The organism is Clostridioides sp. ES-S-0054-01 (assembly GCA_021561035.1).
In the GTDB taxonomy this organism is placed as follows: domain Bacteria; phylum Bacillota; class Clostridia; order Peptostreptococcales; family Peptostreptococcaceae; genus Clostridioides.
In genome coordinates, this window is record CP067346.1 from 3652037 (window position 1) to 3677706 (window position 25670).

The window sequence follows — 25670 nt, forward strand, 5'->3', positions numbered from 1 at the left end:
TTTCTTTGCTTTTTAAAAATTGTGAAATATTATAAAATAAACTATAATAAAAAACATTTACAGGAAGGGTGTAGATGCTATGGAAAAATATTTATCTAATTATTTAAAGAAAATTACTGAAAATTTTGATAAGGATAATATAAAACTGCATTCTACAAATTCTATTGCTAATAATATAAATTTAAGTAGAAGTACTGTAAGTAGTTATTTAAATAAAGAAGTTAAACGTGGTAACGTCATAAAAGTTAAAGAATATCCAGTAATTTTTTTAGATAAAGATGTTTTTTCAAAATTTTATTTCAAGGTAGAATTAAGTGAATACGAATCATTGGAAGAATTATTTAATGAGAATAAAAGTAATAGTTCTAAAGCTTCTTTAAATAATGTAATTGGTGCAAAAGGAAGTTTAAAAGAACAAATTGATCAGATAAAAACAGCTATACTATATCCCCAAAATGGATTACCTATAATGCTTTTAGGACCTAGTGGTTCTGGAAAGACTTATTTAGCAAAAAGTATATATGATTATTCCATACAAGAAAATCTTATTTCTAAAAAAGCACCATTTATTTCTTTAAATTGTGCTCAGTATTATCATAATCCAGAATTATTATCAAGTATTTTGTTTGGACATGCTAAAGGCTCATTTACTGGTGCTGATAAAGATAAGAAAGGTTTACTTGAAAATGCAGATGGAGGAATTTTATTTTTAGATGAAGTTCATAGATTAACTGATGAAGGTCAAGAAAAGTTATTTACTTTTATGGATTCAGGTGAATTTTCTCCTTTTGGAGATAATAGCATAAAAAAGAAAGCTAAGGTAAGATTAATTTTTGCTACAACGGAGTCAATACAATCAACCTTTTTACCAACATTTATAAGGAGATTACCTGTTATAGTGAATATACCTAGCTTTTCAGAGAGACCTCAGCATGAGAAACTTAATTTGATAGATAGTTTTTTTTTAAAAGAAAGTGAGATTCTTAATAAATCTATAAAAGTTTCAGGTCAAGTTATATCATTTCTACTTTCAAGTAATTATGAAGGAAATGTAGGAAAGATAAAAAATATTGTCAAATATAGTTGTGGTAGTAGTTATACAAGAGGAGAAAATACTGATTTAATTAAGGTAAAAATTACCGATTTACCTACTGATTGTGAGGAGTATATAAAAGAAACATTTAATTATCAGTTTACGAATAGATATCAATGTAGAAGTTATGATTATAGATGTCCAGAACTATTGAATATAAGTAGTAGAGAAGAAAAAAATATTGCTACTACATATTTTCAATTTATAGAAGAGTTCAAATCTGCAGAAAGTGGAAATATAACATATGAATACTACATAAAAAAGATGATGAGCAATGTAAATATATTACTAGATGATTTAGTATTTAATACAGAGTATGCTAAAAATCAGAGTTTATTTTCTATATTATCATTTAATATAAGACATACATTTAAATTTATGGAGGAAAATTATGGTACCAAACAGGATGGTAATAAAATTATCTCAATAGCAAGTCTATTATATTTTAAAGAAGAACATGAAATTTTAATTAATCATCCAGATTGGAACAGCATTAGACCAAAGTTAATAACTTTTATAAATAATCATATGGCAAATTCAGTATGGTTAGCCAAACTAATGCTAAGAAATTTAAGTGAGCAATTAGACTATGAGTTTTTAGAGGAAGATTTAATTGTTATTTCATTTTATTTAAATAGTACTAGTATGCAGAAATTTAAAAGTGGAATAAATGCAATAATCTTAGCTCATGGTTATTCTACAGCTAGTAGTATGGCAAATGTAGCTAATAGGTTATTAAAGAAAAATTTTTTTCAAGCTATTGATATGCCAATTGATATAACAATTGATGATATAGAAAATAAGATTATTGAATTTATTGATAATAATAACATAGAGAATGGTTTGATTTTATTAGTAGATATGGGATCTTTATCAGATTTAGGTAATAGATTAAAAGAAAAAATAAAAGGTCCATTATTGCTTATAGATTATGTATCCACTCCATTGGTTTTAGAGGTAGGCAGTCTATTAATAAAAGAAAAAAATATAAATGAGATTAATAATGAAGTTTTAAACAATGTAAATATCAATAGAAAGTTAATTTATCCAACTGAGAAAAAGAAAAAGGCAATACTGACTTGTTGTTACACAGGAATGGGAAGTGCTATCCAAATACAAGAAATACTCGAAAATAGTTTAAAACAATATCAGAAATCACTTACAATAATTCCTTATGACTATAAAAAGTTGAAGCAAAATAAATTAAAAGAACTACCATTCCAAGTCTACAAAGTTATTGCAATTATAGGAACCAATAATCCTAAGATTGAAGGAGTCAATTATATAGGCTTAGATCAATTAATAGTTGGAGATGAAATTGATGAATTTATTAGTTTATTAAAATGTAATTTTGAAATTGATGAAGAGCAACTAAAAAAGGATTTAGTATTTAATTTTTCAATAAAAAAAATAATTGAAAATCTAACAATATTGGATGTAGGAAAAATATTAAAGTCAATCGAAAAAGCTGTTGATAAGATGGAAGAGAAATTTGATATTAATCTTTCAAACAATAGACGTTTCTTACTATATTTACATACATGTTGCATGGTAGAAAGAATACTTAGAAAAGAAAAAGTTGATGAGCAGTTAGATATTGATGAGTTTTTAAAAAAACAAAAAAGAAAAATTGAAGTCATAAAATATTCTTTTGCAGAAATTGAAAAGGAATATACTATAGAAATTTCTGATTTAGAAATACGTCTTATATTTGATATTTTATTTACTGAATAGATGAATAGTAATTTTTCATTTATATAATAAACCCCTCCATAGTTCTATTTTAGGGTTAAAAATCAATCTATTATCTACCTAACTAGATTTTTAGAACATATTAAAGCAATCTCTAAAACTAAGGTTGTATAAATAAAATTCATATGATTAACCATTAAGTTCTCTTTATACTTTTTAATATTTGGGAAGATTTCAAAATAAAAATTTGAGTCATCTCTTTTTGTGCAAAAAAAGAGAAGGGGTTCATAAGAACCCCTAATCTATGTGATAATTGTTCTTTGAAAAACCACATTTTAATTATATTAAATACGGATGTTATAAATGAGTGGTATTGCCATTATACATTGAAAATAAATACTTTATCAACTTATACAATAAAATCAAATGCTTCTTTTTCAACTCCATCCAACTTTAAATTAAATAATTTTAATATAGTTGTAGCATGAGCTCTTAAGTCACCTTCTTTTATAATCACACCACTTTTAATATTAGGTCCAAAAGCTATAAATGGAGGTCTATTACCCTTAGTAGGTAAATGACCATGTGTCGCCACAGCAAATTTGTAGTCTTTTATATCCGAATCCTTTATAATGCTTCCTTCTAAATCATTTCCAAAGGAAATTCCTTCAATTCCTTCAATTACCATTTCAAAATCACCTTCAAGACCAAGACTAGATGCTTCTTCTTTACTAAAAATATTCTCTATAAATAATTCTTCTCTAGATGCTTCAAGCAGTTCTCTTAGCTCTGTTAATCTGTCTAAATTATTTACTATTATTTGAGCTGATATTCCAGAAGAATTTACATAGGCATCAAAGTTCTTAACTTCGCCATTTTCAACTGTTATAAATCCTTTTGATTCAAGCAAGACGTTTGGATTTATAACTTTATCAACTCTAAGATGACCGTGGTCTCCAAGTATTATAAAATTAGTATCTTCATACGTACCAGCATCCTTTGTAGCTTGAATTATACATCCTAGCCATTCATCATTCATTTTCAACGCTTTATTTACTTCATCATTAAATAAACCGTAATTATGTCGTGTATGATCCAATGTAGCCAAATGTATTAACATTAAATCTGGCTTATGTTCCTTTATAATATCCACTGCACAGTTTACTCCGAACAAATCCATGTTCGGTTCTAACTTCCAATCAATATAATGACAATGTTTGTTGTAAATGCCATCCATTATAATCTTACTGGAACTTTTTTCAAAAACCTCTCTTGGGTCATCTTCTCTATTAGGAGCCCATATTTCTGCAATATTATAGTCTATATTTGGATTTGCTCCCATTACAGGCCATAATACACTAGAGGTAGTTAGATTGTTTTCTTTTGCTACATCTATAATAGTCTTTACTTTTATGTCTTTTGAATACCAGTACCAATCTTTATTTTCTTTGTTGGGGTTAAATTTTTCATTATGATATATACCATGTTTTTTGGGATATACTCCCGTAACCATGCTAGTATGACATGGATATGTCAAAGTAGGATACACACAATTTATATTTTTTACTATAGAACAATTTTCTAATATATATTTAAAATTGGGTAGATTTTTTACGAATTCCAAATCTTTTTCAAATAAAGAATCTACTGATAATACTATAACTTTTGTCATTTACATTACCTCTTCATTCATATATTATTAAATACTTTTAATCTGCTACAAGTCTACATAATTATTTATTTGTTTTATCTATTACTGCCTGCATTGCAGTAGTTCCTTTGCTGACTGTATCTTTTGGATTTACATTTAAATCAGTAAGCCCCTTTTTAATCTCATCCATTAGCTTATCAGTTGCTTCCTTATATCCATTTAACATTGGAAGTGCAACGGCATATTGTAATTGGTCAGTTGCAACTTTATATTGAGGTTTTTCTTTATATAATGTTTGTAACTCTTCTGATTTTATTGCATCTTCAGTTGTTGGTAAATATCCTGTTGATGAACTAAATTGAACTATTTTATCAGTTTGTGTCATCCATTTTATAAATTCTACACTTGCCTCTTTTTCCTTATCAGTCCCACCTTCAAGCATAACTAAGTTTGCTCCACCTGTAGGAGTTGCATATTTTTGATTTTTTGGTAAAAATGCTGTTGATATTTCAAATTTACCTTCTGTTTGTTGCATAAGCCCTGCTAAATCTGCTGTTGATGTGAATATCATACCTACTTTACTATTTACAAAGTCTTGTTTTGCCACATCCCAAGCATTATAATCTTCACCAGGAGGCATTTTCATTATTCCAGCTTTCATCATATCTTGCCAGAATTTAACTGGTGCTTGTCCTGCTTCATTATTAAATGCTACTTTTTTACCATTAGCTATTTCTCCACCACTTTGCATCACCATAGCTTCATAGAACCAAATATCTATTGGTGTTTCAAAACCATAAGTATCTTCTGATTTATTCGTCATTTTATTAGCATACTCTTTAAGCTCTTCCCATGATTTTGGACCTGAAGGGTCAAGACCTGCTTTAGTTGCCATGTCTTTATTTATGTATAATATTGGTGTACTTCTGTTAAATGGCATTCCAACAAACTTATTTTCATAATAGGAATTTGTTAAAAGACCAGAAAAAAATCTTTCTTGGTAAGTTTTATCAAAATACTTGCTCATATCTACTAAAGCACCTGCTGATGCAAATGTACCTGTTTGAGTTATTTCTAATAATGTTACGTCTGGTTGGTCTTTAGAAGTTAAAGCTGCCTGTAATTTTGTTGCATTTTCATAATAATCTTTTTGTTTTAACATATTTACCTGTACATCCTTATGTTCATTATTAAACTGGTCAACCATTTTTTGTGCAGTTTCACCATTAGTTCCACCTAAAGGAGCCCAGAAATCTATCTTTGTAATATTGCTATCAGTCTTTTCTCCTTTAGATGCATTTGAATCATTAGAATTTGAACAACCAACTAAAGAACCTAATAATAATGTTATTGCTAATCCTGTTGCTAATTTTCTTTTAAGCTTCATTTTCATCCTCCAAATTTAGTCTTTAATTTTTTATTTTATTCCTGAATACATAAAAGCTTCCTTTACCTTTTTATTTGCAAATATATATACAAGAATTATTGGTAAAATTAGAATTATATTTCCTGCCATTATTACATTCCATGCAGTAATTCCTTCTGAAGATTTAAGAAGTGCTACTCCTATTGGTAAAGTTCTTATGGCATCTGTATTTGTCATTACTAAAGGCCAGAAGTAATTGTTCCAATGATATATAAAATTGAATAATATAAATGTTATTACTGCTGGTTTTGCCATAGGAACCATTATTTTAAACATTATTTTTAAATCAGAAGCATTATCTAGTTTAGCTGCTTCAATAATCTCATCTGAAATCTGCATAAAATTTTGTCTAAGTAGAAATATGCCAAATGAAGATGTCATAAATGGAATTATAAGCGGAACATATGTGTTTATAAATCCAAGCTTACTCATCATCATATACACCGGTAGAAAAGTTACTTGTGGCGGAATCATAAGTCCTATAAGCAAAAGCCCAAATAACATTTTCTCACCTTTGAATTTAATCTTAGAAAATGCATAAGCTGCTGGAACCATCACTAAAAACTGTATAATTAGAACACTTCCTGTTACAAATACACTATTTAGTAAGTATCTAAAAAATGGACCTGAATTCCATGCTGTACTATAATTTTCTAAAACTATATCATTTGGTATAATAGTAGGCGGTAATTGCATCATTTCTTGTGGATTTTTAAAAGATGTTGATAACATCCATATAAAAGGGAATATAAATATTGCAGATAAAAGTAGTAAAATTAATACTTCTATTGATTTTGATGCTATTTTTTTTATATCAATTTTGTCTTTTTTGATAGGTTGTATAATATCCATTTTCTCCTCCTTCTCGATAGACCTTATCTCGATAGACCTTATATTTTACTTTCTTTATTGATAGTGAACTTTCTTTGACAGTAATCTGAAATTAGCATATGTAGCAATCATAACTATAGCTAATAAAAACATACTCGCTGCATTTGCTTGTCCTATGTCATAATATATAAACCCAGACTCATATATATAATAAGATAACATGTTGGTCGAACCTAATGGACCACCTTGTGTCATTATACTTATCTCATCAAATACTTGAAATGATGCAGTTGTTGTTGTTATCATAAGAAAAAATATTGTCGGTGATAATAGTGGTAAGGTCACCTTAAAGAAATTAGTTATTTTGTTTGCATTATCTAATTTAGATGCCTCATATATATAGTTTGGTATAGATTTAAGACATGATAACACTATTAAAATATTATATCCTAGAGTTTTCCATATACCTATCAGAATTAGTGACATCAAAGCTGAATTTTCACTTGAAAGCCACTTTGATGTTGGTAAATGCAATGTTGACAGTATCCAGTTTAAAAAACCATATTGTGGCTCCATAATCCAAAGCCATAATACAGCAACAGATACTAATGAAATTACATGTGGTGTAAAGATTATACTTTGTGTCAAATTGTGTATTATAGAGTTTTTATTTAACCAAACAGCAAGAACTACAGCTAATGAGATAGATATAGCCACCATAAAAAAAGTATAGATTGCAGTATTTATTATAGTCTGTATAAATTCTGGATTCTTTAAAAGTTCTATATAATTGTTTAAACCTACATTTTCAAAAGTTGAACTAAGAAGACTACCTGATTTGAAACTTAGAGATATTGTCTTAATTATTGGATATACTATAAACAATAGAGTTCCTATAATAGCAGGTGTTATATATAAATAGGCTTTATTAAATCGCTTTTTCATAAATATCTCCTTTAATTTTAGAATACATATTTTTACATTTTTTTATATCTTCTATTCTTTCTCCATGTTTATCAAAATAATATAAATCTTTTTCTAACAAACTTATTCTTAAAGTTCTTCCAATATCAAATATATCATTTTCTGTTTTAACTCTTACCTCACTATTAAGAACAGACAGACAATATATAGTTTCATTTCCCAAGACTTCTTTAGTCATGACTTTTCCAAATAGGCTAAATACACTATCATTTTTTCCATCTATATTTATACTCTCTAGTGTTGCTTTTTCTGGTCTAAATCCAAGTTTGACATCATTTTTCATATTTAGTATATTCATACAAGGATTTCCAATAAACTGCGCCACAAATAAGTTTTTAGGATTTTGATATATTTTCTTTGGAGAACCTATTTGCATTATCTTACCTTTGTTCATTATAACTATCTTATCTGCCATAGACATTGCTTCAACCTGGTCGTGAGTTACATAAACAAATGTTGATTTTAGCTTTTGATGTAATTGTATTAATTCTGTTCTCATTTGATTTCTTAATTTAGCATCTAGATTTGATAATGGCTCATCCATTAAAAATACCTTTGGATTTTTAACCATTGCTCTAGCAAGTGCTACTCTTTGTCTTTGACCTCCAGATAGGTTACCTGGTTTCACATTTAAATAATCTTGTAACCCTACTACATCAATAACTTCTAGTATAAGTTTTTCTCTTTTTTCTTTTGCTACTTTCTTATTTTTAAGTCCAAACTCTATATTTTCTCTAACAGTCATATGTGGATATAGTGCATAGTTTTGAAATACCATAGCTATATCTCTTTTACTAGCATCCATTTTTGTTACATCATTTTCTTCAATTTTCAACTTACCTGAAGTTATATCCTCAAGACCTGCAATCATTCTTAATGTTGTAGATTTCCCACATCCGCTTGGACCTACCAACACTGTAAAAGAACCATCTTCTATAGTAAGATTTAAGTTTTCTATAACAGTATTTTTTTTATTATAAGATTTTGTGACATTTTCTAGTCTTATATTTGCCATTTTTATCCTCCTAAAATATTTTATTTAGTCCTTTGATTTACTTATAAATTAATAATACTCTTAATTTGTAAAGGATATATTAAGGCAAAGTGAACATATAGTAAATTTATTAAAATTAAGGTTAAATTATACACATTTTTTGTTAAATATACTAAAGATTAAGTAAATATCCAATTTGTATTGTTTATAACTTTCTATAATTTTCATAACTACGATTTACTATAAAGATATAATTTAATTTATAATAAAGTATATAAAACTAATTATTTTTATAAAACTGCATTTGGGAGTGTAATGTTATTTTAAATTCAATAAAGAAAAATTTAATGATTGGAATACAAAAGTACAATAAAAAAGACCTCTATGGGGGATAGAGGTCTTTAAGTGGGGGAGATTGAGTAATTTATTTTTGCTATATTAAGTTTTACAATTATATTATGTCCCAATTTTATAGGGTCTAAACATAAAAAACAAAACTTTTTTTAATTTTAATAAGTTTACTCAAAAAAATTACGTGGCTACGTCCTACTCTCCCAGGCAGTTTCACACCAAGTACCATCAGCGCTAGAGAGCTTAACTTCTGTGTTCGGAATGGGAACAGGTGTATCCTCTCTGCTATTGTAACCACATAATCTCTATGCTTAATATTTCTATTAAGTTTTAGTAAGTTTTTAGAATCTAGTAACACTAGTTTCTTTAGAGTTAACACTCTAAAAACTACATATATATCTTAATTAATGAACATCAAATAAATATTGGTCAAGTCCTCGACCTATTAGTATCGATAAGCTAAATACATTGCTGCACTTACACCTTCGACCTATCAACCAGATAGTCTTTCTGGGGTCTTACCCTTGCGGTGGGAAATCTTATCTTGAAGTTGGCTTCGCGCTTAGATGCTTTCAGCGCTTATCCATTCCGTACATAGCTACCCAGCCATGCCCTTGGCAGGACAACTGGTACACCAGAGGTACGTCCATCCCGGTCCTCTCGTACTAAGGACAGGTCTTCTCAAATTTCCTACGCCTGCGACGGATAGGGACCGAACTGTCTCACGACGTTCTGAACCCAGCTCGCGTACCACTTTAATGGGCGAACAGCCCAACCCTTGGGACCTACTACAGCCCCAGGATGTGATGAGCCGACATCGAGGTGCCAAACCTCCCCGTCGATGTGGACTCTTGGGGGAGATAAGCCTGTTATCCCCAGGGTAGCTTTTATCCGTTGAGCGATGGCCCTTCCACGCAGAACCACCGGATCACTAAGTCCGATTTTCATCCTTGCTCGACCTGTATGTCTTGCAATCAAGCTCTCTTTTGCCTTTACACTCTACGTACGATTTCCGACCGTACTGAGAGAACCTTTGAGCGCCTCCGTTACCTTTTGGGAGGCGACCGCCCCAGTCAAACTGCCCACCTGACAGTGTCCCAAGACCAGATTCATGGCCTATGGTTAGAGTCCCAGTACTACAAGGGTGGTATCCCAAGGATGGCTCCGCCAAAACTGGCGTCCTGGTTTCAAAGCCTCCCACCTATCCTGTACATGTAGTACCAAGACCCAATGTCAAGCTACAGTAAAGCTCCATGGGGTCTTTCCGTCCTGTCGCAGGTATCCGGCATCTTCACCGGAATTACAATTTCACCGAGTCTGTTGTTGAGACAGTGCCCAAATCGTTACGCCTTTCGTGCGGGTCGGAACTTACCCGACAAGGAATTTCGCTACCTTAGGACCGTTATAGTTACGGCCGCCGTTTACTGGGGCTTAAGTTCACTGCTTCGATTGCTCTAACAGATCCCCTTAACCTTCCAGCACCGGGCAGGCGTCAGCTCCTATACATCGTCTTGCGACTTAGCAGAAACCTATGTTTTTGGTAAACAGTCGCTTGGGCCTATTCTCTGCGGCCACCGGATGGTGGCACCCCTTATCCCTAAGTTACGGGGTCATTTTGCCGAGTTCCTTAACAACAGTTCTCTCGCTGGCCTTAGGATACTCTCCTCACCCACCTGTGTCGGTTTGCGGTACGGGTACCTTTAACCTCGATAGAGACTTTTCTTGACAGTGTGAAATCAGCTACTTCGCTACTAAATTTCGCTCCCCATCACATCCCAGCATTATCAAAGCGGATTTACCTACTCTGACTGCCTCAATGCTTGGGCACACATAACCAACAGTGTGCTTAGCTTATCCTACTGTGTCATCCCATCTCTCAAACGGTTATCGGTAGTACAGGAATATCAACCTGTTGTCCATCACCTACGCCTTTCGGCCTCAGCTTAGGTCCCGACTAACCCAGGGCGGACGAACCTTCCCCTGGAAACCTTGGGTTTACGGCCTGTGGGATTCTCACCCACATCTCGCTACTCATGCCAACATTCTCACTCCCATACTGTCCACATGTCCTTACGGTCATGCTTCAACCCGTATGGGAAGCTCCCCTACCCATCATAATGATGCCGTAGCTTCGGTAGTAAGTTTTAGCCCCGGAAATCTTCGGCGCAGGATCACTCGACCAGTGAGCTATTACGCACTCTTTGAATGAGTGGCTGCTTCTAAGCCAACATCCTGGTTGTCTGTGCAATCCCACATCCTTTACCACTTAACTTACATTTAGGGACCTTAGCTGACGATCTGGGCTGTTGCCCTTTCGACTATGAATCTTATCACCCACAGTCTGACTCCCAAGTATAAGATGACGGCATTCGGAGTTTGATAGTCTTCGGTAGGTGCAATACCCCCTAGGACATTCAGTGCTCTACCTCCGTATCTCTCACCTTGAGGCTAGCCCTAAAGCTATTTCGGGGAGAACCAGCTATCTCCGGGCTCGATTGGAATTTCACCGCTACCCACAAGTCATCCCCGAGCTTTTCAACGCTCGTGGGTTCGGACCTCCACGAAATTTTACTTTCGCTTCATCCTGCTCATGGGTAGGTCGCCCGGTTTCGGGTCTACGTCAAGTAACTGAACGCTCAGTTAAAACTCGCTTTCGCTACGGCTCCACACCTTAAGTGCTTAACCTTGCTACTTAACGTAACTCGTTGGCCCGTTCTACAAAAAGTACGCGGTCACACAAGAAATGTGCTTCCACAGCTTGTAAGTGCAGGGTTTCAGGTTCTATTTCACTCCCCTCCCGGGGTTCTTTTCACCTTTCCCTCACGGTACTATACGCTATCGGTCACTAGGTAGTATTTAGCCTTGGAGGGTGGTCCCTCCTGCTTCCCACAGGGTTTCACGTGTCCCGTGGTACTCTGGATCATATCTGAAGTCTTCTCGTTTAACATACAGGACTATTACCTTCTGTGGTGGGTCTTTCCAAACCTCTTCAATTACGATACCTCTTCGTTATGATATGTCCACAACCCCAATAAAGAAAACTTTATTGGTTTGGGCTAATCCGCGTTCGCTCGCCGCTACTTACGGAATCGAATTTCTTTCTCTTCCTTCAGGTACTTAGATGTTTCAGTTCCCTGAGTTCCCCTCATTAAGCTATGTATTCACTTAATGATACTTAGACATTACTCTAAGTGAGTTTCCTCATTCGGAAATCTTCGGATCAAAGTTTACGTGCAACTCCCCGAAGCTTATCGCAGCTTATCACGTCCTTCATCGGCTCCTAGTGCCAAGGCATCCGCCCTGCACCCTTAATAACTTGACCAGTTAAAAAGGTTTGATAGATTAAAGTCTATCAACTTGATAATTTTAAAAAGTTATCAGCTTTATATATTACAAATTAGATGTCATATCACTAAATATATATATGCAGTTTTCAAAGTGCTAAAGCACAGCGCCAACAAACAAACTTCACATGCGTTCAGTTTATTCTGTTGCTTAAAGTGCTAACGCACAGTGTCAACGAATAAATTCCGTTGCTTAAAGTGCTAACAATGAGTATTCGTAAAAACGAACCCTCAAAATTAAACAGTAGGTAATTCTCCTTAGAAAGGAGGTGATCCAGCCGCACCTTCCGATACGGCTACCTTGTTACGACTTCACCCCAGTTATTGATTCCACCTTCGACGACTTCTTCCAAAAGGTTAGATAATCGGCTTCGGGCGTCTCCAACTCCCGTGGTGTGACGGGCGGTGTGTACAAGACCCGGGAACGCATTCACCGCAGCATTCTGATCTGCGATTACTAGTAACTCCAGCTTCATGTAGGCGAGTTTCAGCCTACAATCCGAACTGAGAGTAGCTTTAAGGGATTAGCTCCACCTTACGGCTTGGCAACCCTCTGTACTACCCATTGTAGCACGTGTGTAGCCCTAAGCATAAGGGGCATGATGATTTGACGTCATCCCCACCTTCCTCCAGGTTATCCCTGGCAGTCTCTCTAGAGTGCCCAACTTAATGATGGCAACTAAAGACAAGGGTTGCGCTCGTTGCGGGACTTAACCCAACATCTCACGACACGAGCTGACGACAACCATGCACCACCTGTCACCAATGTCCCCGAAGGGAACTCTCCGATTAAGGAGATGTCATTGGGATGTCAAGCTTAGGTAAGGTTCTTCGCGTTGCTTCGAATTAAACCACATGCTCCGCTACTTGTGCGGGTCCCCGTCAATTCCTTTGAGTTTCACTCTTGCGAGCGTACTTCCCAGGCGGAGTACTTAATGCGTTAGCTGCGGCACCGAAGGGGGTAACCCCCGACACCTAGTACTCATCGTTTACAGCGTGGACTACCAGGGTATCTAATCCTGTTTGCTCCCCACGCTTTCGTGCCTCAGCGTCAGTTACAGTCCAGAGAGCCGCCTTCGCAACTGGTGTTCCTCCTAATATCTACGCATTTCACCGCTACACTAGGAATTCCACTCTCCTCTCCTGCACTCAAGTCTCCCAGTTTCAAGAGCTTACTACGGTTGAGCCGTAGCCTTTCACTCCTGACTTGAAAGACCGCCTACGCACCCTTTACGCCCAGTAAATCCGGATAACGCTAGCCCCCTACGTATTACCGCGGCTGCTGGCACGTAGTTAGCCGGGGCTTCCTCCTCAAGTACCGTCATTATCTTCCTTGAGGACAGAGTTTTACGACCCGAAGGCCTTCATCACTCACGCGGCGTTGCTGCATCAGGCTTTCGCCCATTGTGCAATATTCCCCACTGCTGCCTCCCGTAGGAGTTTGGACCGTGTCTCAGTTCCAATGTGGCCGATCACCCTCTCAGGTCGGCTACTGATCGTCGCCTTGGTAAGCCGTTACCTTACCAACTAGCTAATCAGACGCGGGTCCATCCTGTACTGGCTCACCTTTGATATTCAAGAGATGCCTCTCAAATATGTTATCCCGTATTAGCATACCTTTCGGTATGTTATCCGTGTGTACAGGGTAGGTTACCCACGCGTTACTCACCCGTCCGCCGCTCTTTACCTAAGTAAATCGCTCAACTTGCATGTGTTAGGCACGCCGCCAGCGTTCATCCTGAGCCAGGATCAAACTCTCAAATAAAAGTTTATCAGGCTCAGATACTATTGTTATCAAAATATCTGGCTTTATGGTTTGTTTCTTGTTTTATAAATTAACCTACTGTTTAATTTTCAAAGTTCATTTTTTATGTCTGCCCTTTTCTTAAGGACAAGTAATACTATATCACCTTAAAAATAATCCGTCAATACATTTTTAATATTTTTTATTTTATTTTTTATATATCAAATTTTTTTAACTCTTCTAAATCTAGTGTTATCAACCTATTGAGTATATCTTTTCTTTTAATTTTATCTTCATATTTTTTTATAACTTTTTTTCTAATATCACCTAATACATTTAAATATTCCTCATAATCTTCAGTGTATCTCTCCTCAAGCTCTTTCTTTATCTTTGATGATAATGAAGGACTTTTACCCCCAGTAGATATACTTATAAGTAAATCGCCTCTTTTTATATATGATGGAACAGTAAAATTTGATATTTCTACGTTGTCAACAACATTTACTAATTTATTTTTTGCTCTACAATATAATCCTATTTCCATATTCAATTCCCTATTATTTGTAGCAGCGACTATTACAGAAGCACTCTCTATATACACTTCTTTATAATCATCCTTTATTATTTTTATATTTCCTTCTGACTCATAAAACTTATTTAAAATTTGTTTAGAAACTATAGTAACACTCTTATTGAATTCTAAAAAATTTTTACATTTCCTATATGCAACTTCTCCTCCACCAATTATAACTACATCTAAATCATCTAATTTTAAATTAATAGGATACAGCATTTTCCACCTCCAAAGTTTATTTAATTACATAAATAAAGTATAGAAATTATAAATTAGTATATATTCTTATTCAATAAATTTCTAAATAAAAATACTGTAAAATAGCTAACTAAAATTCCTATACTTTTCAACATTCTTTATACTTCTAGAATTTATTTTTTCAACAACTTAGCAATATCTTTAGCAAAATAAGTTATTATTATATCTGCTCCAGCTCTTTTTATAGAGGTAATTGATTCAAGAATTACATCTTCATTTAATAACCCTTCTCTAACTGCAAACTTAAGCATAGAATATTCTCCACTTACATTATAAGCTGCTAAGGGTAAATCAAAATTGTCTTTAACTCTTCTTATTATATCTAAATACGATAATGCAGGTTTAACCATAAGTATATCTGCACCTTCTAATATATCAAGCTCCGTTTCTATTATAGCTTCATTGCTATTTGCTGGGTCCATTTGATACGTTTTTCTATCTCCAAAAGATGGCGCTGAATGAGCTGCTTCTCTAAAAGGTCCATAAAAATTTGAAGCGTATTTGACACTGTAAGCCATTATTCCTACATTTTCTAATCCACTTTTATCTAAAGCTTCTCTTATTGCTTGTATTCTTCCATCCATCATATCAGACGGAGCAACCATATCTGCTCCTGCTTTAGCATGACTTACAGATATTTTAGCCAAATACTCTAATGATTTATCATTGTCAACATAACCAGTATTAGTTAGAATTCCACAATGTCCATGACTTGTATATTGACACATACAGACATCTGTTATTACATTCATATCTGGATTTATCTCTTTAACCTTTCTAATTGCCTTTTGAACTATTCCATTATCATTAAATGCTTGTGAAGCACACTCATCTTTTTCATCTGGAACACCAAATAACATTATATGTTCAATTCCCAACTCACTAATTTCTTTTACTTCTTCTTCTAACATATCAATTGATAAATGATAGACATCTGGTAAAGATTTAATTTCTTCTTTTATATGTTCTCCCTCTACTACAAATAGTGGATATATTAAATCTTCTACATTAACTTTAGTTTCTCTCACTAAATTTCTGATTGCTTTACTTGCTCTTAGTCTTCTTGGTCTTCTTAACATATCAAGCCTCCAAAATTAATTCTTTATAATTAAATCTACTAACGAATCTATCGTAGATTTAGTAGCTTCTTTATATAACTTTATACCTAAACTATTTATTGTCTCTGTAGTTATAGGTCCTATAGATAGTGTTTTTATTTTGTCTAATATTTTAATATTTTCTTTTCCTATAATTTCAACAAGATTATTTACTGTTGAGGAACTAGTAAAAGTTATATAATCTATATCATTAGAATTTAAAATATCTAATATCTCATCTTTTTTACTTTCATCTATTACGGTTCTATACGTATGTACTTCTGTTACCTCACAAATATTCTTAAGCTTGTCAACTAGATAGTCTCTAGCATTTTCTGCTCTTGGTATAAGTATATTATCACTACTTTTCAAAATAGGCATTAACTCTTCATACAGTGACTCTGCCACAAATTTTTTTGGTACTATATCTGCTATAATTCCTCTTTTTCTCAATTCATTTGATGTAGCAGAACCTATAGCACATACTTTTAAATTAGATAATATCCTTAAATCAAAATTCATTTCATATATCTTTTCAAAAAAGATTTCTACAGCATTTTTACTAGTTAATATTAGATAATTATATTTGTTTATACTTTTTATTTCGTTTTCTAACTTAATATTATTTTGTAGCTTTTCTATCTTTATAGTAGGTATTTCAACTGGATTTCCACCTAAATCCATTATTTTTTCTACCAATACACTATTTTGATTTCTAGACCTAGTTACAGCAATACTTTTTCCAAACAAAGGCTTATTCTCAAAGAAGTTCAACTTTTCTCTAAGACCCACAACACTTCCAACTACTATAAGGGTTGGTGGCTTTACTTCTTCTTTAATAGCAGTTTCATAAACATTCTCAAGTGTAGATGTAACAACTCTTTGATTATATCTAGTTGCCCAACTTATAAGAGCAACTGCTGTATCTTTATCTTTTCCCTCTTTCATTAAGTTTTCACTTATTCTCTTTAAGTTTGAGATTCCCATTAAAAATACAAGAGTACCCTTATTATTCGCAAGAGCATTCCAATTTAATTCTTCACTATCATCATCCTTCAAATGACCTGTTATTACATGAAATGATGAAGCATGATCTCTATGTGTTATAGGAATACCAGCATAACATAAACCTCCTATAGCAGAGGTTATACCTGGAATTACTTCAAATTCTATACCTTCATCTACTAAAGTCTCTGCTTCTTCGCCTCCTCTACCAAATACATAAGGGTCTCCTCCCTTAAGACGAGTCACATATTTTCCTTCTTTAGCTTTTTCTACTATAATTCTATTTATATCTTCCTGTGGCAAAATATGATTACTTGATGCCTTTCCTACATATATAAGTTCACAACCAGGCTTAGCCTCCCTTAGGTAACTACTATTTGCTAATCTATCATATACTATTACATCAGATTTTCTTATACACTCCAAACCTTTTAAAGTCATAAGTTTATAATCACCTGGTCCTGCCCCTACTAAGTAAACCTTACCCTTCATAATTCTCATACTCCTTCAATACAAGTTTAGCTAACTTTAAACCTAACTCTCTAGGAGAAGAAATATCTCCATCTATAGACTTGATTACTATTTTATTTCCTTCTGAATCTCCATATAAACCAGTAAGGTGTATTTTATCTTGAATTATTTCACAATAAGCTGCCATTGGAATATGACAACTTCCATTTACACCATCCAAAAAACCTCTCTCAGCCAATATTTGGATTTCTGTATTCTCGTCTTTTAGCGAATTCACTATTTTCTCTATATTACTATCGTTACTTCTAATCTCTATAGCCAAAGCTCCTTGGGCAGGTGCTGGAATAACAACATCAACAGGTAAATAAGAACTTATTTTATCTTGTAAATTAGCTCTTATTATTCCTGATGCCGCCAAGACAATCCCATGCATATTTTCATCTTTTATTTTTCGTATCCTAGTTTCTACATTACCTCTAACTTGAACCACATTTAAGTCTGGTCTTTGTTTCAATAATTGAAATTTTCTTCTTTTGCTTCCTGTTCCTATTACTGCTCCATGAGGTAAATCATCTAAGTTTTTATATCCTTCTCTAAGTATCAGAACATCTCTTGGGTCTTCTCTCTTAGGTGTGTGAGCAAATTTTAGTCCATCTGCTAAATAAGATGGCATATCCTTCATACTATGTACTGCTACGTCTATCTTTCCATCTAATAATTGTTGCTCTATTTCTTTGACAAACAACCCTTTATCGCCTATTTTATCTAGGGAAACATTTTGAATCAAATCCCCTTTTGTCTTTATGACTTTAATCTCAAAACTAATATCTGGATACTTCTTTTTTAGTTCATTAATTACCCATTCTGTTTGTATAAGTGCTAGATTACTACCCCTAGTTCCAACCACAATATTCATACCAAATCTCCTTTAAAATGTTACCTTAGTTTATTTTGTTCTCTTTATTTATTAGTATTGTAGAAAAATAAGATATTTTATCTTCAAGATGTGCCTCTCGTAAATCTTTAAATACAGTTTCACCTTCTTGAGACGAATTGCTTACTAAAATAGCATGTTCTATTAGATTATATTTTTCTAGTTTTTTTATTATATCTTTAAAGTTCTTATATACTTTCATCAATACTATTGAGTTATAATTTTGTAAAGCATGTTCTATTTTATCATCTTCCATAGTACAAGGAACTACTACTAAGGCTTCCTTATCCATTACTAATGGGAAATTTTGATTGGATGCTATATTAGAAAATGATGAAATTCCTGGTATAGTTTCCACTTCTATCTCATCTGATATTCTTTTCATTATGTACACATACGTGCTATAAATCATAGGGTCTCCTAATGTAACAAATCCTACATTTTTACCATTCTTAACATCTGAAACAATCTCTTCAGCTATATTGTCCCACGCTATATTTTTTTCATTTCCATCAAAACACATTGGAAAATGTCTAGATTTTATCTCTATTGATTCATTTAAGTATTCTTTAACTATTGATAAAGCTAAGCTATCTCCACCTTTTTTTGATTCTGGAGTATATAAAATATCTAATTTTTTTAATATACTAACTGCTTTCATAGTAAGTAAAGAACTATCTCCTGGACCTGCTCCTATACCATAAAACTTAACATTTTCTGCACATTTAGTCGCATGACGAACAAATTTATCTTGTATATAAGGATTTTCACCCAGACCTTTTAAATGTATGTTTACATTAAACCCATTCTCTTCTAAGATTGTTTTCCAAGAATCTTCTTCATCTCCTGCCATATCATTTACAGCATGGTCACCTGCAACTAACATAAATGGCATCAAATTTACAGTTTTTATGTTTCCTTCTTTCAGCCTTCTTATTACATGTTCTATTTCTGGATATCCTTCAACTGTCCCAACATAAGCATTTATTCCATTATCTCTAAGCATATATTCCAATGCTGGATATGCTGAATGTGATTCATGAAGAGTTCCATGTCCCATAAATACTACTGCTTCGTCATTTTCCATATGAGGCATTTGATGTTTAATCGCCTCTACAGATTCTTGATAGTCCTCAATATGTGTAAGTAAAGGTCTTCCTAATACAATCTTTTTAAATTTAGATGAGTAGCTTTCCACTTGTTCTTTTAACTTATTAAATTCTTCTCCACATATAATATGAAGAGTTTGAATTATTACTTCATCATATCCTTGTTCATATATTTTATCTAAAGCTTGTATTGGATTATCTATCTCTATTCCATCTCTTTTTCTTATTTTATTTATTATCATATTTGATGTATAAGCTCTAAAAAAATCATAGTTTTTTAATGAATTTTTTATTTTATTTTCACATATATCTATTGTCTTTTCTCTCGTTTCATTATAGCTTGTACCAAAACTCACTACTAATAATGCCTTCTTCATATGTTCTCCTCCTAAAAAATTACACAAGTATATCTTTAATTTTATTTATATCATTGATTACATTTTCATAGTTAATTGATTCTCTCTTAATAATTATCACTGGTATATTGAAACTTTTACATGCATTTACTTTTTCTAAGAAACCACCTGCTATTCCACTTTCTTTTGTTATAACTAAGTCTATGCCATAATGCTTATAAGTTTCTTCGTTTATACACTGGCTAAACGGTCCTTTCATAGCTACTATATTATCTGCGTTTAAACCTAATTTTTCACAACTTAGTATAACTTCACTAGTTGGAAGAACTCTAACTACTAAGTTTTTATCATTTATTTCTTCTACAAATCTATTCAAATTTTTACTTCCTGTTCCTATGAATACATTTTTTCCTATTTTATTTGCTATTTCACAGGCTTCTTCAATTGTATTTACTATAAACTTATTATCATAATCTATTTCTTCAATTAGAGATTTTCTCTCAAACCTTATGTATTCTATATTTGATAGTTTTGCACAATACATAGCATTTTTAGATACTTCAACTGCATAAGGATGAGTTGCATCTATTATTTTTACTATACGATTATCTTTTATAAATTTTAGCATTTCCTCTTTTCCGAGTTTCCCTAAAATTACATTTTTTGTATGTCGTTGTGCAAGTTCCTTTCCATAATCTGTGGTTACTGAAAGTATATATGGTTGATTTAGTTCATTTATCTTATCGCATATAGATAAGCTATCTGAAGTTCCTCCTAAAATCAAAATCATACTGTATAACCTCTTGGAGTTATCATCAACTCACCATCAATATAAGTAGATTTATTTCCGATTATAACCATTGTAGTCATATCGACTTTTTCAAAGTCCATACTTTCAAAAGTACATACAAATTTTTCTTCATTTTCTCTACCTACATCTTTGACCACTCCAACAGGTGTATTTCCATTTTTAAATTCGCCCATTATTTTAAATGCTTTACTTAAATGCTCACTTCTTCCTTTACTTCTTGGATTATACAAACAAATTACAAAGTCAGCTTCGGCAGCCAGTCTTAATCTTTTTTCAATTACCTCCCATGGAGTCATTAAATCGCTTAAACTTATATGACAAAAATCGTGCATAATAGGAGCTCCAAGTATAGCTGCTGCACCAATACTTGCAGTAACACCTGGAATCACTTTTACTTTTATATCTTCCTTTTCTTTAGATATTAATTCTAAAATAAGACCTGCCATTCCATATATTCCAGCATCACCACTACTTACAACTGCTACTTTTTTTCCTTTCTTTGCTTCTTCTACTGCTTGTTTACATCTATCAACTTCTTGTCTCATACCATTTTGAATTATTTCCTTATTTTTTATAAATTCTTCTATTAAATTTATATAAGTCTTATACCCAACAATAGCCTCAGAATCTTCTATTGCTTTTATTGCCTCTAAAGTCATGGTATCTTTGCTTCCTGGACCAATTCCTACAACGTATATCATATTTTTACTCTCCCCACTGAAAAAGTTATTCCTTTATATTTATGTTTTTCAACTATTAAGTTACCTTTGCTCAAAAGATATGCTACAGGCTCAGCCACTGAATACACTCCCACATTTTTTTTAACAAAATCAGATTTATCGAATAAATTATCAACCTTTGATATTTCATCTACTGAAAATATCTCAAATGGTACTTGCAATGTTTTTGATAAGTCAATAATCGCTTTTTCATCTTTTTTAAGCTCAATACTTCCAATTGTTCGAACTGCTTTAGCATCTATATCTTGATTATCAAAAAATTTCAATAGCGAATCTAACATTAACTTACTATCCGTATCTCTTCTACATCCAATGCCTATTACTATATCTTTTGGAATTACTTTAACTATTTTCTCACTAAAATAACTATTTTTAAATTTATTATCTTTATCTAAAACTTCAATATCTTTATTTAAATTTTTCTTATTACTTATTACAACTATTTTTTCTATATTAACATCTAAATAACTCTCTTTTAACTCTTTACTACTTTCTATAAGTTTAAATCCTCTAGTATCAACTTTATATCCTCCGTCAATATACAAGCCAACACATCTATTGTTTACCAGCATAGAATTTACTTCTTTTATATTCTCTCTAAAGTTATCAATATGTGCATTTAAGTATTTTGCTATCATGTCCAAAGAAGCTTTTTTATTGACGTCAGTAGCTGTTGTTATTACTGGATTAGCATCAATAAGACTACTTATATGATTTGTTAGACTATTTGCACCTCCAACATGTCCACTTAATAAACTTATTACATTATTTCCCTTTTCATCTATAACTAAAATAGCAGGGTCACTAAACTTACTCACTATATATGGTGCTATACTTCGTACAACTATACCCGTAGCCATTATAAATACTATATAATCAAATTTATTAAATACTTCTCCCACAAAATCGCTTAGTTTCTTTTGAACTATATGTACACATGTTTCTTGAACATTTAAATAACTTTTTTTATTTTTTATTTGATATACAACACAGTTATTTACTAAAGATTTTATCTTTATAGCTAGATTTTTTCCATTCTCTGTTATACAGATTATAGCAATATTACCCTCTATATTCATGTTTAAAATCCTTGTCATATAACTTTGAGTTATTATATTCTTCTCCTAAAAATCTTCCAACCATTATTAAAGCAGTTTTGTTTATATTATTTTCTTTAACTTTTACAGCTATATCACTTAAGGTTCCTTTAACTATCTTTTCATCTGCCCAAGTTGCTTTATATATAACTGCTATAGGAGTATCTTTTGGATATCCACCTTCCAGTAATCTAGACACAACTTTCTCAATTTCTTGAACAGATAAAAATATTACCATAGATGTCTGATGCTTAGCATATGATTGTATTGACTCTTTCTCTGGAACTGGAGTTCTTCCTTCCATTCTTGTTATAATTACACTTTGAGAAATTTCTGGAACTGTATATTCAACTCCTAAAGATGAGGCTGCTCCTAAAAAAGAACTTACTCCTGGTGTACAGTCATAATCTATATTTAATTTATTTAAATCCTCCACTTGTTCTCTAATTGAACCATATATAGAAAAATCACCTGTTTGTAATCTTACAACAGACTTATTATTTTCTATACCTTCCTTCATAACATCTATTATTTCTTGTAAATCCATATGTGCGCTATTATGTATTTGACAACCTTCTTTACAGTACTCCAAAAGTTCAGGATTAACAAGTGAACCTGCATATATTACTACATCTGCATTACTTAATAGTTTGTATCCTTTTAATGTTATTAGCTCTTTATCTCCAGGTCCTGCTCCTACAAAATGTACTTTATTCATCATTATTTTCCCCTTTTTCACAAGATATTATATATATAGGATTTAGTGGTTTAAAATATTCACCTTTCCCTAGTTTCTCTAGTTTAGAAACATTCAAAACACATACGTCTATTTCTTTAAATCCATGTTTCCTAAGTAGATTTAAAGTTTGATTAAACGTCTCTAGTATTATAAAGTTAGCTACAAGTCTACCTCCAGTGATTAAAGTATTTTTAGACCATGCTATTATTTCTTCCAAATTATTTCCTGTACCTCCAATAAAAATAGCATCCACTTGTCTATCTAAATCTATACTGATAGGAGCATATCCTTTTATTACCTCTACATTTTTCAAATTAAACTTTTTTACGTTTTCTTTTATAAGTTCTAAAGCAGCATCATTTCTTTCTATAGATATAACATTTAAATCTGGATAATTATATGCTGATTCTATACTTACACTGCCTGTCCCAGCACCTATATCTATGAAAGTTTTAGCATTTACTAAAGCCAACTTACTTATTGATATCGCCCTAACTTCTTCTTTTGTAATTGGAACTTTACCTGTTATAAATTCACTGTTCTTCATCTAAAATCACCACAACATTCATCTCGAAATTATCCATTCTTATTATTTCTTCTGGTTTTGCTATTGTTATTTTTTCATTGTCGTATGATAAATTTTCTCCTACAACAATAATTTTATTTAGATTTCTGTCTATTATTTCCTTGCTTATTTGTTTTGGTCCTATCTTAAAGTCTGTAACCATGCATACTTTTTTATGTGACAATATGTAATCAAAATCTGGTACTTTACCATGACTACTTGTAATATATACATCATTCATATCAACATATATTTTTGAAAATATATATTGTAAAGAACTAATTCCAGAAACCATATTTAGCATCTTATTGTCAATATTTTTGGATATATATCTACCTATCCCATATATTAGTGGGTCACCAGACGCTATTATTGATATTTGCTTTTCTTTATTGTTATTTATGTACTCTATAATTTCTCTCAAATTAGAGTCTAGGATTATCTTTTCACCTTCAAAATTCTTTATAGATTCTAGATTCCTCTTACCGCCAATTAATACATCAGAAGTGGAAATTAAATTTTCACCTTTTTTTGTTATATAGTCTAAGTTTCCAGGTCCTAGACCTATTATATTTATCATATAAAGACCTCCACTAATGCATCTGCATTATCCGATTTACCTAATAAAGACTTATCCATTGAAAACATGATTACTTCCACATCAATGTCATCTGAATCTTCATTCAAGTACTGCTTTACTCTCTCCCTACATTTATTACTCAATATATTATATACTTGTCTATATTCACTATTATTTATTAGCTCTACAGCTTCTTCAGCAGTTAGGCATTGATTTATTTTATTTAAAAATTCGTATGTAGCTCCCATTAAGGCTAAGTTTGCCACTAATATCTCACTTCTAGCATCTGCTACCTTACTATGAGTATTGAAAATACCAGCAGATACTTTTATAAATTTACCTATATGACCTGCCATTAAGATTTTTTTATATCCTATTCTTTGAGCTTCTTTAATCATATAACCTATAAAATTACTTGTCCTAACTACATACTTAATGTCTAAGTTTAGTTTTTCTCTTATAAACTGTTCTCCATGATTTCCTGGAACCAATATTACTTTATCTAAACCTTGTTCTTTTTTCATTTGAAGTTCTATAGATAAAGACTTCTTCCATCCCTCATCACTCATAGGTTCAACAATTCCTGTTGTTCCTATTATAGATATTCCTCCAACTATACCTAACCTTGGATTAAATGTTTTTTTTGCTATGTTTTCTCCTTGTGGAGCAAAGATTGTTATTTTTAAAACTTTATTATCTCCAAGTATAGATTCAAAATTATCTCCTATAAGCTTTCTTATTTCATGATTTATCATTTTAAGTGGAGTCGGATTTATAGCAGGCTTACCAACATCTACACTTAGCCCTTTTTTCGTAACCACACCAATACCATTTCCACCATAAATCCTAATAAACTTATAGAGTTTACTTTGACACTCACTGTTGGTACTTAAACTATCTATATCACCTAGAGTAAGATACTCTTTGTTCTCATCATTTTTAGACACAATTTCAGCTCTTGCGTAAATATCCATGGTATGAGTTGCATCTATATCATCCCCACCATCTTTTTTTATAGAACACTCTACAAATGTATCAGAAATATTTACATTATCAACTTTTAGTGATAGTGGTATCCCTTTAGGAGTATCTATATTTATAGTATTGATTCTATTTTTTGTAATCAGCATATATACAGCAGCTTTAGATGCACCTGTTGCACATGAACCTGTAGTATATCCTCTTCGATATTTTTTACCATCTACATATACATATTCTTCCATA

The 25670-nt window shown here is 32.2% G+C and carries 18 protein-coding genes and 3 rRNA genes; 1 reads left to right on the forward strand and 20 read right to left on the reverse strand.

Annotated elements, in window-relative coordinates:
* Positions 1 to 79 precede the first annotated feature (79 nt).
* A complete protein-coding gene (locus JJC02_16615; GenBank protein UDN54466.1) occupies positions 80 to 2827 on the forward strand; it encodes a sigma 54-interacting transcriptional regulator in 2748 nt (915 codons plus the stop codon).
* Positions 2828 to 3194: 367 nt separating this feature from the next.
* Here the strand turns inward: JJC02_16615 and JJC02_16620 are convergent, their stop codons facing one another.
* From JJC02_16620 to JJC02_16715, 20 genes are all read right to left on the reverse strand, one after another.
* Entirely contained in the window at positions 3195 to 4457 is a 1263-nt protein-coding gene (locus JJC02_16620; GenBank protein ID UDN54467.1) for an alkaline phosphatase family protein, read from the reverse strand.
* Between the two features lie 61 nt (positions 4458 to 4518).
* Positions 4519 to 5823, reverse strand: coding sequence for an ABC transporter substrate-binding protein (locus JJC02_16625; protein UDN54468.1), 1305 nt, complete (start codon positions 5821 to 5823; stop codon positions 4519 to 4521).
* A gap of 30 nt (positions 5824 to 5853) precedes the next feature.
* Positions 5854 to 6714: a carbohydrate ABC transporter permease gene (locus JJC02_16630; GenBank protein UDN54469.1), complete on the reverse strand. Its 861-nt coding sequence runs from the start codon at positions 6712 to 6714 to the stop codon at positions 5854 to 5856.
* Between the two features lie 54 nt (positions 6715 to 6768).
* Entirely contained in the window at positions 6769 to 7638 is an 870-nt protein-coding gene (locus JJC02_16635; protein UDN54470.1) for a sugar ABC transporter permease, read from the reverse strand.
* On the reverse strand, positions 7622 to 8692 hold the full coding sequence (locus tag JJC02_16640; protein ID UDN54471.1) for an ABC transporter ATP-binding protein: 1071 nt from the start codon (positions 8690 to 8692) through the stop codon (positions 7622 to 7624). Before JJC02_16640 ends, JJC02_16635 begins: the two co-directional genes overlap by 17 nt.
* Positions 8693 to 9204: 512 nt before the next feature.
* Positions 9205 to 9321 (reverse strand): 5S ribosomal RNA (rrf, locus tag JJC02_16645).
* 126 nt (positions 9322 to 9447) lie between these two features.
* Positions 9448 to 12344 (reverse strand): 23S ribosomal RNA (locus JJC02_16650).
* 284 nt (positions 12345 to 12628) lie between these two features.
* Positions 12629 to 14131 (reverse strand): 16S ribosomal RNA (locus tag JJC02_16655).
* Together the 16S, 23S and 5S rRNA genes form the textbook arrangement of a ribosomal RNA operon.
* 193 nt (positions 14132 to 14324) lie before the next feature.
* Positions 14325 to 14903 carry a bifunctional precorrin-2 dehydrogenase/sirohydrochlorin ferrochelatase gene (locus JJC02_16660; protein ID UDN54472.1) on the reverse strand — a complete coding sequence of 193 codons (579 nt, stop codon included), beginning with the start codon at positions 14901 to 14903 and terminating at the stop codon, positions 14325 to 14327.
* A gap of 152 nt (positions 14904 to 15055) precedes the next feature.
* Positions 15056 to 16021 carry a porphobilinogen synthase gene (gene hemB, locus JJC02_16665; protein UDN54473.1) on the reverse strand — a complete coding sequence of 322 codons (966 nt, stop codon included), beginning with the start codon at positions 16019 to 16021 and terminating at the stop codon, positions 15056 to 15058.
* Positions 16022 to 16036: 15 nt separating this feature from the next.
* Positions 16037 to 17536, reverse strand: coding sequence for a uroporphyrinogen-III C-methyltransferase (cobA, locus tag JJC02_16670; GenBank protein UDN54474.1), 1500 nt, complete (start codon positions 17534 to 17536; stop codon positions 16037 to 16039).
* The gene (hemC, locus tag JJC02_16675; GenBank protein ID UDN54475.1) at positions 17526 to 18431 is read right to left on the reverse strand and encodes a hydroxymethylbilane synthase; all 906 of its coding nucleotides are present in this window, start codon (positions 18429 to 18431) and stop codon (positions 17526 to 17528) included. The genes cobA and hemC overlap by 11 nt, the downstream gene beginning before the upstream one ends.
* A 25-nt stretch (positions 18432 to 18456) precedes the next feature.
* Positions 18457 to 19935, reverse strand: coding sequence for a cobalt-factor II C(20)-methyltransferase (locus JJC02_16680; GenBank protein UDN54476.1), 1479 nt, complete (start codon positions 19933 to 19935; stop codon positions 18457 to 18459).
* 19 nt (positions 19936 to 19954) lie between these two features.
* Complete coding sequence (gene cobK / locus JJC02_16685) at positions 19955 to 20704, reverse strand: precorrin-6A reductase (protein UDN54477.1); 750 nt, start codon at positions 20702 to 20704, stop codon at positions 19955 to 19957.
* Complete coding sequence (gene cobJ, locus JJC02_16690; protein ID UDN54478.1) at positions 20701 to 21426, reverse strand: precorrin-3B C(17)-methyltransferase; 726 nt, start codon at positions 21424 to 21426, stop codon at positions 20701 to 20703. Before cobJ ends, cobK begins: the two co-directional genes overlap by 4 nt.
* Positions 21423 to 22544 (reverse strand): cobalt-precorrin 5A hydrolase, encoded by a 1122-nt coding sequence (gene cbiG, locus JJC02_16695; protein UDN56449.1) that lies wholly within the window; start codon positions 22542 to 22544, stop codon positions 21423 to 21425. The genes cobJ and cbiG overlap by 4 nt, the downstream gene beginning before the upstream one ends.
* Entirely contained in the window at positions 22528 to 23280 is a 753-nt protein-coding gene (locus JJC02_16700; protein UDN54479.1) for a cobalt-precorrin-4 methyltransferase, read from the reverse strand. Before JJC02_16700 ends, cbiG begins: the two co-directional genes overlap by 17 nt.
* Entirely contained in the window at positions 23273 to 23848 is a 576-nt protein-coding gene (locus JJC02_16705; GenBank protein ID UDN54480.1) for a decarboxylating cobalt-precorrin-6B (C(15))-methyltransferase, read from the reverse strand. Before JJC02_16705 ends, JJC02_16700 begins: the two co-directional genes overlap by 8 nt.
* Positions 23835 to 24446 carry a cobalt-precorrin-7 (C(5))-methyltransferase gene (locus tag JJC02_16710; protein ID UDN54481.1) on the reverse strand — a complete coding sequence of 204 codons (612 nt, stop codon included), beginning with the start codon at positions 24444 to 24446 and terminating at the stop codon, positions 23835 to 23837. The genes JJC02_16705 and JJC02_16710 overlap by 14 nt, the downstream gene beginning before the upstream one ends.
* Complete coding sequence (locus tag JJC02_16715) at positions 24443 to 25669, reverse strand: cobalt-precorrin-5B (C(1))-methyltransferase (protein UDN54482.1); 1227 nt, start codon at positions 25667 to 25669, stop codon at positions 24443 to 24445. The genes JJC02_16710 and JJC02_16715 overlap by 4 nt, the downstream gene beginning before the upstream one ends.
* Between the last annotated feature and the right edge of the window lies 1 nt (position 25670).

Bases quoted from the DNA above. Each gene is read 5' to 3' on its own strand.
- JJC02_16615 (UDN54466.1), top strand. From the start codon at position 80: ATGGAAAAATATTTATCTAATTATTTAAAGAAAATTACTGAAAATTTT.
- JJC02_16620 (UDN54467.1), bottom strand. From the start codon at position 4,457: ATGACAAAAGTTATAGTATTATCAGTAGATTCTTTATTTGAAAAAGAT.
- JJC02_16625 (UDN54468.1), bottom strand. From the start codon at position 5,823: ATGAAGCTTAAAAGAAAATTAGCAACAGGATTAGCAATAACATTATTA.
- JJC02_16630 (UDN54469.1), bottom strand. From the start codon at position 6,714: ATGGATATTATACAACCTATCAAAAAAGACAAAATTGATATAAAAAAA.
- JJC02_16635 (UDN54470.1), bottom strand. From the start codon at position 7,638: ATGAAAAAGCGATTTAATAAAGCCTATTTATATATAACACCTGCTATT.
- JJC02_16640 (UDN54471.1), bottom strand. From the start codon at position 8,692: ATGGCAAATATAAGACTAGAAAATGTCACAAAATCTTATAATAAAAAA.
- JJC02_16660 (UDN54472.1), bottom strand. From the start codon at position 14,903: ATGCTGTATCCTATTAATTTAAAATTAGATGATTTAGATGTAGTTATA.
- hemB (UDN54473.1), bottom strand. From the start codon at position 16,021: ATGTTAAGAAGACCAAGAAGACTAAGAGCAAGTAAAGCAATCAGAAAT.
- cobA (UDN54474.1), bottom strand. From the start codon at position 17,536: ATGAAGGGTAAGGTTTACTTAGTAGGGGCAGGACCAGGTGATTATAAA.
- hemC (UDN54475.1), bottom strand. From the start codon at position 18,431: ATGAATATTGTGGTTGGAACTAGGGGTAGTAATCTAGCACTTATACAA.
- JJC02_16680 (UDN54476.1), bottom strand. From the start codon at position 19,935: ATGAAGAAGGCATTATTAGTAGTGAGTTTTGGTACAAGCTATAATGAA.
- cobK (UDN54477.1), bottom strand. From the start codon at position 20,704: ATGATTTTGATTTTAGGAGGAACTTCAGATAGCTTATCTATATGCGAT.
- cobJ (UDN54478.1), bottom strand. From the start codon at position 21,426: ATGATATACGTTGTAGGAATTGGTCCAGGAAGCAAAGATACCATGACT.
- cbiG (UDN56449.1), bottom strand. From the start codon at position 22,544: ATGAATATAGAGGGTAATATTGCTATAATCTGTATAACAGAGAATGGA.
- JJC02_16700 (UDN54479.1), bottom strand. From the start codon at position 23,280: ATGAATAAAGTACATTTTGTAGGAGCAGGACCTGGAGATAAAGAGCTA.
- JJC02_16705 (UDN54480.1), bottom strand. From the start codon at position 23,848: ATGAAGAACAGTGAATTTATAACAGGTAAAGTTCCAATTACAAAAGAA.
- JJC02_16710 (UDN54481.1), bottom strand. From the start codon at position 24,446: ATGATAAATATAATAGGTCTAGGACCTGGAAACTTAGACTATATAACA.
- JJC02_16715 (UDN54482.1), bottom strand. From the start codon at position 25,669: ATGGAAGAATATGTATATGTAGATGGTAAAAAATATCGAAGAGGATAT.